The organism is Treponema putidum (assembly GCF_000755145.1).
GTDB lineage: Bacteria > Spirochaetota > Spirochaetia > Treponematales > Treponemataceae > Treponema_B > Treponema_B putidum.
Genome location: NZ_CP009228.1, coordinates 456265 through 470386 on the forward strand (window position 1 = coordinate 456265; position 14122 = coordinate 470386).

Annotated in this window: 11 protein-coding genes and 1 pseudogene; 5 read left to right on the top strand and 7 right to left on the bottom strand. The window is 39.9% G+C overall.

What is annotated here, in order from left to right; translation table 11 throughout:
* Window positions 1–4: 4 nt before the first annotated feature.
* Window positions 5–1225: a tyrosine--tRNA ligase gene (tyrS, locus tag JO40_RS01990; protein WP_044977662.1), complete on the bottom strand. Its 1221-nt coding sequence runs from the start codon at window positions 1223–1225 to the stop codon at window positions 5–7.
* 132 nt (window positions 1226–1357) lie between these two features.
* On the opposite strand from tyrS, the gene pyk reads away from it, so the two are divergent.
* The 4 genes from pyk to JO40_RS02010 are packed head-to-tail and all read left to right on the top strand — an operon-like array spanning window position 1358 to window position 4671.
* A complete protein-coding gene (pyk, locus tag JO40_RS01995; protein ID WP_044977664.1) occupies window positions 1358–2773 on the top strand; it encodes a pyruvate kinase in 1416 nt (471 codons plus the stop codon).
* Window positions 2774–2785: 12 nt separating this feature from the next.
* The gene (locus JO40_RS02000; RefSeq protein WP_044977665.1) at window positions 2786–3724 is read left to right on the top strand and encodes an NYN domain-containing protein; all 939 of its coding nucleotides are present in this window, start codon (window positions 2786–2788) and stop codon (window positions 3722–3724) included.
* A gap of 15 nt (window positions 3725–3739) precedes the next feature.
* Window positions 3740–4258 (top strand): YdbT family protein, encoded by a 519-nt coding sequence (locus JO40_RS02005; protein ID WP_044977667.1) that lies wholly within the window; start codon window positions 3740–3742, stop codon window positions 4256–4258.
* Between the two features lie 5 nt (window positions 4259–4263).
* Window positions 4264–4671 carry a DUF3887 domain-containing protein gene (locus tag JO40_RS02010; RefSeq protein WP_044977669.1) on the top strand — a complete coding sequence of 136 codons (408 nt, stop codon included), beginning with the start codon at window positions 4264–4266 and terminating at the stop codon, window positions 4669–4671.
* 35 nt (window positions 4672–4706) lie between these two features.
* On the opposite strand, the gene amrB is transcribed toward JO40_RS02010, so the two are convergent.
* Both amrB and JO40_RS02020 read right to left on the bottom strand, forming a co-directional pair.
* Window positions 4707–5579, bottom strand: coding sequence for an AmmeMemoRadiSam system protein B (amrB, locus tag JO40_RS02015; protein WP_044977671.1), 873 nt, complete (start codon window positions 5577–5579; stop codon window positions 4707–4709).
* A gap of 37 nt (window positions 5580–5616) precedes the next feature.
* A complete protein-coding gene (locus JO40_RS02020; protein WP_044977673.1) occupies window positions 5617–8376 on the bottom strand; it encodes a DUF3160 domain-containing protein in 2760 nt (919 codons plus the stop codon).
* A 147-nt stretch (window positions 8377–8523) separates the two neighbouring features.
* Between JO40_RS02020 and JO40_RS02025 the strand changes: the two genes are divergently transcribed.
* On the top strand, window positions 8524–9585 hold the full coding sequence (locus tag JO40_RS02025; protein WP_044977675.1) for an SAM-dependent methyltransferase: 1062 nt from the start codon (window positions 8524–8526) through the stop codon (window positions 9583–9585).
* Window positions 9586–9864: 279 nt separating this feature from the next.
* Here JO40_RS02025 and JO40_RS02030 read toward each other — a convergent pair.
* The 4 genes and pseudogenes from JO40_RS02030 to JO40_RS02045 form a co-directional block, all read right to left on the bottom strand.
* Window positions 9865–11290 (bottom strand): annotated as a pseudogene (locus tag JO40_RS02030) (hypothetical protein).
* 329 nt (window positions 11291–11619) lie between these two features.
* Window positions 11620–12264: a hypothetical protein gene (locus JO40_RS02035; RefSeq protein WP_044977676.1), complete on the bottom strand. Its 645-nt coding sequence runs from the start codon at window positions 12262–12264 to the stop codon at window positions 11620–11622.
* A 65-nt stretch (window positions 12265–12329) separates the two neighbouring features.
* On the bottom strand, window positions 12330–13214 hold the full coding sequence (locus JO40_RS02040; protein WP_044977677.1) for a YitT family protein: 885 nt from the start codon (window positions 13212–13214) through the stop codon (window positions 12330–12332).
* 210 nt (window positions 13215–13424) lie between these two features.
* Window positions 13425–14120, bottom strand: coding sequence for a YgjP family zinc-dependent metalloprotease (locus JO40_RS02045; protein WP_044977678.1), 696 nt, complete (start codon window positions 14118–14120; stop codon window positions 13425–13427).
* Window positions 14121–14122: the final 2 nt, after the last annotated feature.

Below are 14122 nucleotides of genomic sequence, written 5' to 3' on the forward strand. Positions count from 1 at the left end.
TTTGCTAGCTGAAAATTATCCTCATAAAGCGTTTTTTACCGGCACGCAAAATCATCTCATTGTCCTTGTCAAGTTTTTCTTTCCCGATTATAGCTTTGGTGTCCGAAATTTTTTCTTCGTTTATAAAGGCTCCCCCCTGCTCGACAAGGCGGCGGGCATCGCTTTTGGTGGAGGCAAGTCCGGCTTCGGCAAAGAGGTCAATAACACCGATACCCTCATTTAATTTTAAAAGACTTAAATTTACCGTAGGCATGGCTTCTTTATTTCCGCCGCCCGAAAAAGCCGCCCTTGCGCCTTCCAAGGCTTTTTCCGCTTCTTCTTTTCCGTGAATAAGGGCTGTAACTTCAAAGGCTAATCTTTCCTTAGCCTTGTTTATGTCTCCTGCGCAAACAGTTTTTATTTCTTCTATAGGAATGAATGTAAAAAGAAGCATAAACTTTTCGACATCGGCGTCGGCTGTGTTTCTCCAATATTGGAAAAAATCGTAGGGAGAAACAAGGGCAGGATCCAAGAAGAGCGCACCCTTTTCGCTCTTCCCCATTTTTTGGCCGTCGGCTCTTGTAACCAGAGAGAAGGTGAGGGCAAAAACTTCGCCGCCTCCCTTTCTGCGGATAAGGTCGCTTCCTGCAACCATGTTTCCCCACTGGTCATCACCGCCTATCTGGAGTTCAATATTGTAGTTTTGATTGAGCATTAAAAAGTCATAGCTTTGCAAAAGCTGATAATTAAATTCCAAAAAGGATAGCCCCGTTTCCATTCTTTTTTTGTAGGCTTCAAAGCTGAGCATTTTATTGACCGAAAAGTGAGAACCTATATCGCGTAAAAAATCGATGTAGTTTAAATCGGCAAGCCAATCCTTGTTATTGGCAAAACGTACATTTTCAATATCTTCCGCTAAAAATTTTTCAATCTGTTTTTGAATTGAAGCTGCATTTTTATCGAGTTCATCATAAGAAAGCATCTTACGCATTTCGGTTTTTCCCGACGGGTCGCCTATTCGGGATGTACCTCCGCCGACTAAAACAATACCCCTATGCCCTTCACGGCATAAATGCTTTAAGGCAAAAATCGGAACCATGTGTCCTATGTGTAAGCTGGGGCCTGTCGGATCGCTGCCCGTGTAAAAGGCTATTTGCCCCTTGTCCATTCTATCGGAAAGGGCTTCCAAATCGGTACATTGCTGAATAAATCCCCTCTCCTGTAATATTTTTAATGCTTTGTTCATATTTCGACTATACAATAATTTTTAGCTTAGGTCAACAGAGTAAGATTATCGCTATATTTTGTTTTAGTCTTAGGTATTTGAATTTTTTTGCGATTTATAGTATCATATTTAAATAAGTTTTGGAGGAATCTTATGAAAAAAACAAAAATCGTATGTACAATAGGTCCTGCATCCGAATCAGAAAGAGTATTAACCGAAATGTTCAAGGCAGGTCTAAATGTCTGCCGCCTTAATTTTTCACATGGGAGCCATGAAGAACATCAGGTTAAAATAGATCGAATAAAAAAAATCAGAGAAGAACTCAAAATGCCTGTGGCTATCTTACTCGATACAAAGGGGCCTGAAATCAGATTGGGAATTTTTGAAAAACCCGTAGAGATTGTCCAAGGACAGGAATTTATCATTACAACCCGTGACCTAGTAGGCACAAATCAAATATGCAGCATCTCATATAAAAATATCGCTGCCGAAATTAAACCTAAAAACCGCATCCTCATAAATGACGGAATGCTGGAATTACAGGTCATTGATGTTTTGAACGATACGGACATAGAATGCGTAGCCATAAACTCAGGCACTTTAACCAGCCGAAAGGGGGTCAATATTCCTGGCCTTAGAGTAAACCTTCCGTACATGAGTGAAAAAGATATTGCCGACATCGAATTCGGAATTGAAAATGATGTCGATTTTATCGCTGCATCCTTTACTCAAAGAGCTGACGATATTATTCAAATAAGAAAACTTTTAGAAAAACATAAAAGCAAGATCGGCATTATCGCAAAAATAGAAAATCAAGAAGGTTTGGACAACATAGATGAGATTTTAGCGGAAGCCGACGGAATAATGGTAGCCCGCGGAGATATGGGTGTAGAAATAGAACCCGAAAAAATTCCTCATCTTCAAAAACAGCTGATAAAAAAGGCAAATATCGCAGGAAAGCCGGTTATAACCGCAACACAGATGCTGGAATCTATGACACATAATTTAAGGCCGACCCGGGCCGAAGTTACGGATGTTGCAAACGCCATCCTTGACGGCACCTCGGCCGTTATGCTTTCAGGAGAAACGGCAGCAGGAGAATACCCCGTCGAAACGGTTGCTATGATGAATTCCATAGCCCTCTCTATTGAAGAGACTATGGATTATGAAAAACTTTTTCTTGAAAATGCTTCCTTGCATGAGATCTCAATAACAAATGCCATTGCAAGAGCTACTTGCTCCACTGCCCTAGCCCTTGATGCAAATGCAATTATAACCGCATCAGCTTCAGGAATAACGCCGAGAGCTATTTCAAAGTTTAAACCAAAGGTACCGATTATCGCCGTAACGGAATCCCCTAATGTTATGAGGAAACTAGCCCTCGACTGGGATGTATACCCCGTCTTAGCCGATCCTATAAAATCAACCGATAATATGTTCGATGTTTGTTCGCAAATTGCAAAAAACACAGGCCATGTAAAAAAAGGCGATATAGCAATCCTTACGGCAGGTATTCCTATAGGTAAGGCAGGTTCTACAAACCTGTTAAAAGTAGAAATAATAGAATAAGGTAGTTAAACTATGGAAAAAAAATATGCTCTTTTAATTGACGGAGACAACATTGCCCCTTCTTATCTTGACTCGATAATTTCAGAAGTTTCAAAAGAGGGCGATGTTTTAATAAAAAGACTTTACGGAGACTGGACAACACCCAATATGAACGGTTGGAAAAATTCGCTTGAAAAAGTACCTATCCGGCCTGTACAGCAATTTAGAAACGGCCCCAACGCCACAGACAACACAATCATAATGGATGCGGTAGAACTTGCAAACACAAATCAGGGAATAAATGCAGTCTGCATAGTTTCTACAGATTCCGACTACTACAGCCTTGCCCTCAAATTGAGAGAATACGGACTATATGTTCTAGGAATAGGAAGATCAAATGCAAAACCGCTTTGGGTAAATGCCTGTAACGAATTTAAGTATCTTGAAAACTTTGATGAAGCGGAAGAATATGAAGAAGATTCCAAAACGGGTAAAAAATTTAAATCCCTTGACGACCTTATCTGCCATGCTTACAGAAATTCCCGCATGACCGAAGAAGGATGGGTAAGTCTTTCCGACCTAGGAAATTCTATAAGAAACTTTATGCCTGAATTCGATCCCCGCTCCTATAGCCACAACACCTTACGCGAAATAATCGATGCCTTGTCCGATGACTTTGAATTAAGATCGGATGACAGGGTTCCTCCCAATTATTGGATAAAGGCTATAGACCGCAAAAATGAAACCCCCAAGGTAAAAGGAAAAATAAAACGGCTTATGAACCGCTACGGCATTATCGAAAACGAAAACGGAGACTTTTTCTTTTCGTTTACAAACATCGATAAAAAATGCCGAGATAAGTTGATAAAAGAAGGAACAGCCGTAAAGTTCAGAGTGTTTAAAATGCCTAATCCTAAGGGCGGAGATTCAGCCGACAGAAACGGCAAGGCTGCCGAAATCGAAATAATATAAGACGGAGCAACTTTTATGGAAAACAACCGGCAAAAAGACAAAATCATAAAGTTCATTGCATTAAAAATATGGATGCGCATATCCGCCCTTTTTATCGGAGGTGCAATTTTTTATCTTAATTTATCGGCAATGAAGGACGGTCAATATTCTATAATTGCTCTTATCTTCGGAGCCCTATTTTTAGCGGCCGGCCTTTTTGAAAGTTCTTGGTACTTTAATATTACAAAATCACAAGCCGTTCAAAAGACGGGTTTGTTCTTTTTTCCAAAGACCAAAACTATAAACTTTTCGGCAATTCACAGCATTGAAGTTTATACCTTTAAAAGACCTATGCGTTTAGGTACATTTACCGAAGTCAAAATGATTTTACTTGACGGGAAAACAATAGTGATAGACAGCGATAAAACAAAGCTTCTTAAAAGGCAGCTTGAAGAAATCACAGAAGTTCAGGATGCAATAAGACTTCAAAATCATAAAAAGGCAGAAGACTTTTTTAATGCAGACGCAGCCGATATTCTAACCCCTAAGGAATAAATATTTTGAAAGCCTTAAAAATATTTTTTATTTTTGTTTTATTTCTTCTTTGCTGGAGCTGCAAACGTAAAGAGACTTCTGAAAATTTTCATATTCCTTTTTTAAAAGAGAAAGCGGAAGAAATTATTTTTATGATAAATGATAAGGACTGGGAAGGCATAAGAAACTTAAGCACCGATGAGTTTAAACAAAACTTTGATGAAGAATTTATAAATTTAAATACTAAAATATTTTTTGAACCTGCAGGAAAATACCTCTACACAAAAGAAGCCTATTTTTTGGAAACGAAGGATAAAAACTCAGGGGAGGTTATAGGAGTTATTATCGTTAAGGCAGGATACGAAAAAAAAACTTTATGCTATACTTTTAATTTTGCAAAGGACACGAAGCTGATAGGTTTCTTTTTAAAATAAACTTTAGATCATCTTAAAAATATTAAAAAGAAATTTTAATCTTTTTCCCAAAAGTATGTAAAAAAGTAGCTCGTAATATCCTCAGGATCAGTTTCATCGCTTAGCTTATAGGCATTAGTAGCCCTCTGAATTGTGCATTGAGTTTTTTCGGTAAATAACTTTGAAAGCACGTACATTGCAGGCCTGTTATCGCAGATACCGAGCGTCCATGCAGAAGGTTTTAAACTTGTTAAAAAATAGCGGGACTTTGCATCCTTTTTATCCGTTTTTTCTATATCGGATTTATGCGAAAAATCGGTAGAAACCAAAAGGAAGGAATCCTTATCTTTGACGGAAAAAACTTCTTTTACCGCTTCATAAAGTTTAACTGCAAGGTTCATATTTACGGGAGGTTCTCCAAAATAAGCGACGGCAACAACCTTTGCATCAGGAAAATAGTTTTTTATGTAGGGAATCAAGGTTGAAACACCGTGCTCGTAAACAAAGACGCTGTCATCAAAGGGCACATCAAAAAGGCGGGATAACTTTTCGGCCTTATCTTTTTCTGAATTAACAAGGCCATCATTAGTTTGCCATGATCCGCCTGTTAAAGAAAAATCATAAAGAGAAAGCCCCCAATGGGAGGGGCTTAAAATATAAAAAGTTTTTATCTTTCTTGCCTTGGCAAGTTCGGTAAACCAATCATTTATTAAGGCATCTGTTAGAAGATGGTGGCTCACCGTTCCGCCCCAAGGCCTTGCTCCCGTAGGCAAGGAAGACTCCTTGGGGATAAACCTCGTCACAGGAGGCCTTTCCCCATCGGAACTCCATGTTCTAAAAACTTTTTCAGAATCTTGAGTCCCGCCTTTTTTGCCGGTACAGGCTATTAAACAAAAACAAACAAAAAATATAGTGTTTATAAATTTCATATTATTTAAAATTCAAGTCCGGCAAAAAAAGTTTCTTTTAAAAAGAAATATTTTGAGCCCAAAAAGGCTTTAGCTCTTCCATGTCTTCATCAGCATAGACCCTTTCCTTCCATTGCTCGTTTGTCAGACGGTTAGAACTATCCTGCTCAAACTCGTAGTAGTTAAAACAATAACCGACAGCGATTCTCTTTCCGCCTTGAGCATCGTTTAATGGAACGTAGATTCTATACGGAATACCGACAGCCGTTTCAAGCACAAAGCCTTCTTCTCCGTTTGTAAACACATCAGCAACCAAGGCCATACGAAACTGCTCGGGATCGGCATGTGCATTTATTGAAGGCATAAGAATGCGGCCAAAGAATGCCGGTATCAAGGTTATCCATTTTAGATCTTTTTCAGGAACGGGCTTATCCGCAATTTCAAGTTTAACAATATCGGCAGCATGTAAGGCAGCATCTTTTAACATTTCAAGCTTTTGCAAATTCTTTTCATCTATAAGTTTATAGGGTCTTAATGCATTTATAAGAACATCCACAGAAGAAGCGGCATTTTCCCAAAATGCTAAGTTAGGCTCTATATAGTGAACCGGATCGGGAATCTTCTTTACCCTATAGGTAAGATCGGCACTAGGGCCGCCTCCAAGCTCTGCAAAAGACTGTTTTGTATATAAAATAGTATCATGCCTTAACTCTGCCCATGTTCCGTGAGCCGACAATAAAGACTTTACACTCCATGCAGGGCTTTCGGTAAAGTAAAAACCGGAACCTTGCTCAAAACGGGCTTGCAAGCCTATCTCGTTTAGGGTTTTACCGTAATATGTCTTTCCCAATATTTTATCGGGAGAAGAGACGGCTTCTTTTTCAATTGCATCAAGGATAGTCTTTAACTTAGGAAAATCAGCGTAATCTTTTTGCAGCAATAAGTCGGCAGAATTTGAGCCTAGTGCTTTCATAATATCCAACCCCTTAACATGTGCACGGCCATACAGTCTGGGAGAACTTACCAAGCTGTGAACATAAGAATCAAATATAAATCTCTGACCGAAAAGTCTCCAACCCATGGGAGGTTTTCTTTCTTCATCGGTACCTTTGGAAGCTGTGTAAAAAGCGGAAGAACCTGCTATGGCAGGAGGCCTTAGTTTTTCGTGAGCCGATTTCATAAATGCGAGCAAGTTGTTTTTGTCGCTTGCCCATTTTTCAAAGTCTTTTACATTATAGCTTTTCCAGATAGGCAAAACTTCTTTAAAAGATAGATCATCGGATAGGCCGATTAAATCGGTTATCGGATCAAAAAGGGCAGCCCACTTTTTATAAAGATCCTCATCATTTTTTACAAGCTCGGTAATTAAAAGAGCTATGGGTTCCATATTCAAAGTCAGGGAATAGGAATCGGAACCGGCCGTTCCGTCTTGTTCCAAAACCTCAGGCCCCTTATCGGCAATTAAAAAATGAGCATGTCCGAACCACATCATAGCCCTAAAATAAGCTGACAAGATGCCGTTTTTTGTGTAGTGACCTCTCGGCTTATATTGGGAATAATCTTCTTTTGTAGAAGCTCCGTCTTCAAATGTAAAAAGAGGAGAAGTTGCAAGGCCTTGGGCATTATCTATCAGCTCTATTTCTTCACTTACCGTTTTAGGGTATTTTGAAAGAACTTCATCTTTATCGGGTTCTTTATAAACAGTTTCAGTAGAGCCGTACTTATCTTTTTGAATTACAGATTCGGGAGCCAGCTCCAAGAGGGCACGGGCAACTTGGAAATAGATTTTAGCTTTTTCTAAGGTTTCAGATTTTGCCGCAGGAAAGCCTTTTTGATTTACATTACTTAAACCATCCTCAAAGGCCTTTACAAGCTCAAGAAGTCTAGGAACAAAAAACTTTTCTTCAATATTCTGTAAGGTTCTGTCAAAAAGAAGATGCTTTGTATGAGCCATCAAATCTGTGGTAATAAAAAGCGTAGTGCCGTCATTATGCATAAGGCTTGCATTATAATTATCTTCATATGATTCGTAATGATAACCATAATGATTTCTGTACAGGGCAATCATATCATCACCGGACATCATATGGAGGTAATATTCATCCGGTTTAACTTTTTCAAAGATCAACCTATCCCTCTCCAAAACAGCTTGGTGCTCCTTGCTTAAAAATTCATAACCGAATACCGAATAGAATTCTTTAGGAACACCGTTTGTTAAATAACGCATGGAAATCATTTGATTTTTTTTCAAATCATTATCCATACCTGTAAGATCAGCTCCAAAGACAAGCCCTTTTTCTCCCTTCCATGTTGTACGGTAAAAATAATTTTGATTTTCTTGGAACTTAAAAACACCGAAATCGAATTCATCTTCGGGATCGAAAGGAAGCCTTATCGGTTCTTGTTCAATGTTCAAAACCGTGCCGAACGGAATTGGAATTCCCTTAGGCAGTTTTGCTAAGTCTTCTTGAGATTTTAATTCTGCATTAGGATAGAATAAACAAAGATCGCTTCCGACCACTGCCGTCATACCTTCTTTCACTTCATTAAAAGGGAAATCTTTAAAAACAAGTTTATCGTTTAAATATTTTTGATGAGCAGAAGTTGCCTTAGACTTACTTTTAAATTCGGTATTCAATAGACTATTGTATGCTATTTTTTCAATATCTTTTTTTGAAGTCAGACCTTCTTCAGCTTTTGCAATATCCGATACTTCGGCGGCAGCCTCTGTTTCAGACACATTAGCATCTACCGATTCTTTTTTTTCTTTTGCATTGCAAGAAAAAAGCAATAAAACAGCCAAAGCCGGCACAAACATAAAAACATTCTTTTTAACTTAAACATTTTAAAATTCCTCCATAAAATAAATATTACATAATCGATTTTTACATAATAGCACAAATCTACCTAATTGACAAGCTAAAGGGAAAAAATGAAAATATTCTTTTTAAGAGAATATTAAATAATGCTGAATAAAAGTGCTCCCCGAATAAAAACGTTAAAAGGCAGGGCTTGGCTCACCGTTCCTCAGTTTGAAAATCATCTTCTTGATGAATTGGGAATTCCTCACACGGATATGCCTCTGGGGATTATCCAACTTCCAAAAGATGCATCCGTTTACGGCAATATTATCTACAGGGAAAATTTTCCGAAAGATATTTTTTGGAGCCGCCTTTGTATGGAGGAACCTTTTATAGCCGAGTTTTCAAGTATAAACGAGGCCGCCGATATTTTACGTTCAATCCAAAGAAACTGGGCATTTGTTCCCTTTAACTGTTTTAGGCGGGCGGAACTCATCGAAAAAAAACTTCCATTCATAAGCAAAAAAGAAAGGGCATTTCCCTATGACGTTCCGTCAGCCGAAATGGGAATCTGGACGCTTTTAAACGAAAATCAAATTTTTGCTTCGGCAAAGACTTCAAGCCCCTTCCCCCGCGGTGAAATTTTCTTTAAAGAAGATAAGATAAATCCGCCGAGCCGAGCCTACTTAAAAATGTGGGAAGCCTTAAGCCTCTTAAATTTTTACTTAAAAAAATATCAAGAAAAAAACGGCCTTGCTGAAAAACCCGAAGCTATGCCCGCAGTTTCTTCCGAAAAAAAGAATTCTCTGCCAGCAGCCGGTTCTATCTGCCTCGATGCCGGAGCCTGCCCGGGAGGCTGGAGCTGGGTGCTGGACAGCTTAGGCTGCAAGATTATCGCAATCGACAGAAGTCCCTTGAGACCCGATTTAATGGCAAAGAAAAATATAGAATTTATAAAACATGATGCCTTTACCTTAAAGCCGGAAGACATAGGAAAAATAGATTGGCTTTGCTCCGATGTAATTTGTTATCCTCCGAGGCTTTATGATTGGATTATAAAATGGATTGACTCGGGCCTTTGCGAAAAATTTATTTGCACAATAAAGATGCAGGGAGAACCCGATAACGAAACCGTTAAAAAGTTTGCAGCAATTCCAAACTCGAAGATTGTCCATCTTACGGCAAACAAGCACGAACTAACCTGGCTAAAAGCCCCGTTTATATAACGGTAAGTTGTTCGGCATCTAAACTTAGCAATTACCCATTTTTCACAGGAAGTGTGGTGGTTCTGTAAGTAAAACTCTACCACTTATATCACAACCGTCCATGGCGGGTAAAGGCCTAAAACTCGTGATTAAAAAATATACAAGGAGGTATATTTTTTAATCGAGCTTCAAGATAGTCTCGAATACTGTTTTGACGCACTGTCGAATTATGCTCCACGTCTGCCGTAGGTTAGCACTTCGGCCGGCGTAGGTTATAGCCTACGTCCGGCATAGATCAGGTTATCGCCACTCCCTATACCATTTGGCATCGGTGTTTTCGAATGTTAAAGTTCCCGAACGTGTGTCGAGTTTTGCAATGCGGTTTATGTTTGGGTATACAGTATAACCCTGGTACCCCTCTATCGAGCTGAATATTGCACCGTCGTCGGCGATATACAAGACGCCGTCTTCAAAGCCGATAATGCGCCGTGCCCCATAAAAACGGTCTTGAGGCTCACCCTCAAAACGATACACAGCAGTCCCACTGCCACCGGGATATTCTATATAGCTTTCTATACCGCCAAAGCCGTACCTGCCCGACTCGGTCATATGGCCGTCTTCGGTGTAGGTGTACTCAAGAACCCCGCCGTAAAAAATTTTGCTGCCTAAGCCGATGAGATACGGAGCGCCGATCGTAAAAACCATATACACTTTATTCCCGTACGCAAACATATCTTGGCATTGGCCGCTTTGGTGGGCAATGGCTGGATCACCTGTTATGGGTATAATATCTTTTAAAGGATCCGTTTGGTATATAGGACTTGGAATAACCCCTGAACCGTCAGCAATTAGTTTACGCATTCTAAGTCTCTTCACCACTCCATCAGTCTCATACGCGAACAAATACCCGTTATAGGCGGCAATAGCATGATACGAGCCGTCGCTGTCGGTAAGCAAAACTGCTTTTGGTGTATGGGGAGGAGCAGCATCATCTTTTATTTCGTAGATATTATGGCCTTCGGTAACGTACACCTTTCCCGTTTTTAAGTCGGTTGTAAGGCCTGTAACATCGACAGCAGGACTGATACTAGTAAGGTTGACCTGTTTATCAGTGCTGCCCTCGCTGGTATACCGCTGTATTTCAAAACCGTTGAAACCGTCGTGATATGCTGCATACAGCCGCCCCTTACCGTCCCTCGTACAAAAAAAACTATTACTGGGGGTGTTAGGACCCGGTTGTGTTATCTCAAGCGGAGTCCCGCTCATATTAAGTTTAAACGTGTATGGGTTGGTAGGGTCACTTTGTATTGCTGAAAAAAAGTACCGGCCGCATGGACGCTATTACCTTGTTCAGTTTGACGGCAGCCTCGTTATCGCCGCTTTCTACGGTTAGGCCGGTAAAGCCCGTCCACGTTGCCGACGGGGTTATAATAGAAACCTTTATGTGCACCGTTTCGCCGACCGGCAGGATTTGCGAAAAAACTTTCGGTTCGTCTTTTTCAAGTCGCTTTGTAATGGGCACGATAGAATTGCCTGTAATGTCGATTTGCATTGTGCTGTCCGAAAGGTTAGGAAGCCCGTTCGCCCCGATAGACCGCGCCGCACCATTTTCAAAGTCGAGTGTTAATACGCCGTATTCAGGGGCGGTAAGATTACAGGAAGTTTGCAGTATAAGCGCAGCGGTAAGCAGTGCTGCCGCAAACAGTAAAATAACATTTTTTTTCATAAGTTTCCTCCTCGTACCGTAAAAGGTATAACTGCCGGCTTTCCGTGCCGGTACATAAAGTTGAAAGCGAGCGGCGCCGTCTTAAGCCACAAGGTTCAACAACGATACTTATAGTATAAGGCAAAGTACCGATAAAATCAATAAGTTTATTCCCGGCGTTTTTGTAGGGGAAAAGAGATGCACTTGTCAGACGCAAGTTTGTTTTTTGTTTTTCAGTGTTCTAAAATTTTTAATACATGCCCCTCTCTCACATTTTTAGCAATGCTACACAGTAATCCGCATATTTTCTACAGGGCAAGACATTTGCAGGTGTATTCCAATCTTATTACTTACTTACCGAAAAAGCTGCGCTGCCCTGCTTTTACCCATCGGCCGGGACTTCGGGACAAGACCGGTGAAGCTATCTGATTGCATAACCAATCGGCAAAAACCTCATCTTCAAAACCTTCTAATTTTACCAAAAGCGTTTGCACACCGGGGAGCTCGGTCTTTCTTACGGCATCAACCGTTTCTTCTGCAATACGGGAAAAGGCGGCAGAGGCTGCCGAAATATTAGGATTACCGCAAGGAATATCCGCATCACGGTGAACAAAGATTAGCCGGCCTTGAGCTTTTTTAATATAGTAGTTCTTTAAAACAAGGGAAAGAGCTGCATTCGCAGAAACAAGATCGCTTATCGTCTTGTCTATAGAAAGGGCATCCGTCCCCGGATATATTTTGGAATAAGCAGGAGCATCAAAAATCAAAATTGATGTATCGGCCGCAATATTTATGTTTTTTAATTTAAGAGGAATAGCCTGAAGCGAAAAAAGAGATGAGCGGTTCCATTCTATTTCGGTAGTAACACCGCTTTCTTTATTATCTTCTTTATACTCCGAACTCAAACAAACCTTTAAGCCCTTATCTCTAAGTTTATTCGCAAGCTCTTGCGAAAACTTTAATCTATTATCCGTAATAAAAATTCCTGAATCCATAGCTTGAATATACCATAATTAACTATCTGCCGTCAATGACTGAATTCAATCCATAAAATAGCAGTTTACTTTATTTTTTGTTTAAAACCGAGACCGTAAACTTCCTGCATATCGCAGACCATAATAAAAGCCTTTTCGTCTATTTCGGTTATTATTTCTTTTGCTCTGACAAACTGGGCACGGCTTACGACACAGAGCAGCACAGGGCGATCCTGTCTTGAATACATGCCTTCTCCTTTGAGGAGGGTCACGCCTCTTTCCAGCTTGCTCATAAGAGCATCTCCGATTTCATCCGGCTTGGAACTTACAATAAAAAAGCCCTTAAAATAACCGAAGCCGTCAAGAATCATATCCGCTATCTTGGTGCAAAAGAAAAGAGCTATTAAAGAATACAGCGAAGTATTGGGGTTATTGTCTACAACGCCCGCAAAGATAACTATTACAAAATCGGCTATAGCCATTCCCTTTGCAATGCTTAATCCGGGAAAATGCTTGTTTACAATAGCACCGGCAAGGTCGGTTCCGCCTGTAGTGGCGCCGCGCTTAAATACAATCCCCAAGCCCAAACCTAAAAGAATTCCTCCGAAGGTCGCCTGTAAAAAAAGATCATCGGTAAACACAAAGTCTTGGGGCAAAATAGCCAGAACCCCCGACAGCACCAAAATAGACAAAAGGGTAAAAACAGCGGACTTTTTACCTAGAAGTTTTGCTCCAAAAATAAATAAAGGAACATTTATAATTAAATTCGATATGTAAACTCTTATACCTGTCAGTTTTTCGATTGCAACCGACAAGCCGCTGACACCGCCCGGTGCAATTGTTCCGGGTATAAGAAAAAACTGTAAAGCTGCGGCAGCTATTATACTTCCGACAGTAACCCAAAAAGTATCCAGCAACGCACCTATAACAAATTTTGTAGAAATATGTTTGGCAGGTAATATTTTATTCATAATATAATTCTCCAAATACGGAATTTTTATTACACATAATTGACACAAAACTTTCAATTAAAAAGGATAGTACATTATTTTTAAAAAAAAATCAACTGCACGAATGCCGGCTGGAAAGCAGGCTAGAAAGACGGCTTTCGATAAGCCGTCTATATTAAGCGGCTTAAAACTCCGATTCTAACGCAGGCGTATCAGACTAAACCTTACACCCTAATAATCGTCAGAATTTAATAGTTTAACTCTTTCTTTCCAATCGGGGAGGTATTTGGTCATATATCGCTTAAAACGGTCGTTGTGGAGCCTTTCCTTAAAATGAACAAGTTCGTGCACCAGCACCATTTCGGCACATTCGCAAGGAAGAGCTGCTAGTTTTGTGTTTAAGGTAACTATTCCCGTATAAGAATTGCAGGAACCCCATTTGCTTTTCATATCTCGGTATTTTATTTCAGAGGCGGATTCTTTTATCTTAGCTTCCCAAAAGGGCAAGATTTCTTCAACATAAAGCTCCAATTCTTTTTTATAAAGGCGGTTCAAAATTGAATGCCGCTTTTTAGGATCGGCTCCGGAAGGTTCTTTTAAATAGATAAAGTCATCATCGGCTGCAACGCTTGCATTTTTTTTAGCCCGTAGTATTTTAATTTTATATTCTGTACCCCATAAACTTACCGTTGATCCGTCCCTTAGAGAAGTTTTTAAATTCTTTTTAGCAATTTTTTCTTCAATACGGGTTTGATGTTTTTTTATCCACGCAATGTTTTCTTTTACAAAGTCCAAAGCCTTGATTTGAGAATAATTTTTTGGAACATGGATGCAGGGAACGGCCGTCTTAGGCGATATTGTAAGCCTCAGCTTCCGGCCCTTAGATTCTGTCCATTCAATTTCCGTTTCTTCTATTTTAATAAGCATTT

What these genes read in the sequence shown, in the direction of transcription:
- tyrS (WP_044977662.1), bottom strand. Translation starts at nt 1,225, where the DNA reads ATGAACAAAGCATTAAAAATATTACAGGAGAGGGGATTTATTCAGCAA.
- pyk (WP_044977664.1), top strand. Translation starts at nt 1,358, where the DNA reads ATGAAAAAAACAAAAATCGTATGTACAATAGGTCCTGCATCCGAATCA.
- JO40_RS02000 (WP_044977665.1), top strand. Translation starts at nt 2,786, where the DNA reads ATGGAAAAAAAATATGCTCTTTTAATTGACGGAGACAACATTGCCCCT.
- JO40_RS02005 (WP_044977667.1), top strand. Translation starts at nt 3,740, where the DNA reads ATGGAAAACAACCGGCAAAAAGACAAAATCATAAAGTTCATTGCATTA.
- amrB (WP_044977671.1), bottom strand. Translation starts at nt 5,579, where the DNA reads ATGAAATTTATAAACACTATATTTTTTGTTTGTTTTTGTTTAATAGCC.
- JO40_RS02020 (WP_044977673.1), bottom strand. Translation starts at nt 8,376, where the DNA reads ATGTTTGTGCCGGCTTTGGCTGTTTTATTGCTTTTTTCTTGCAATGCA.
- JO40_RS02025 (WP_044977675.1), top strand. Translation starts at nt 8,524, where the DNA reads ATGCTGAATAAAAGTGCTCCCCGAATAAAAACGTTAAAAGGCAGGGCT.
- JO40_RS02035 (WP_044977676.1), bottom strand. Translation starts at nt 12,264, where the DNA reads ATGGATTCAGGAATTTTTATTACGGATAATAGATTAAAGTTTTCGCAA.
- JO40_RS02040 (WP_044977677.1), bottom strand. Translation starts at nt 13,214, where the DNA reads ATGAATAAAATATTACCTGCCAAACATATTTCTACAAAATTTGTTATA.
- JO40_RS02045 (WP_044977678.1), bottom strand. Translation starts at nt 14,120, where the DNA reads ATGCTTATTAAAATAGAAGAAACGGAAATTGAATGGACAGAATCTAAG.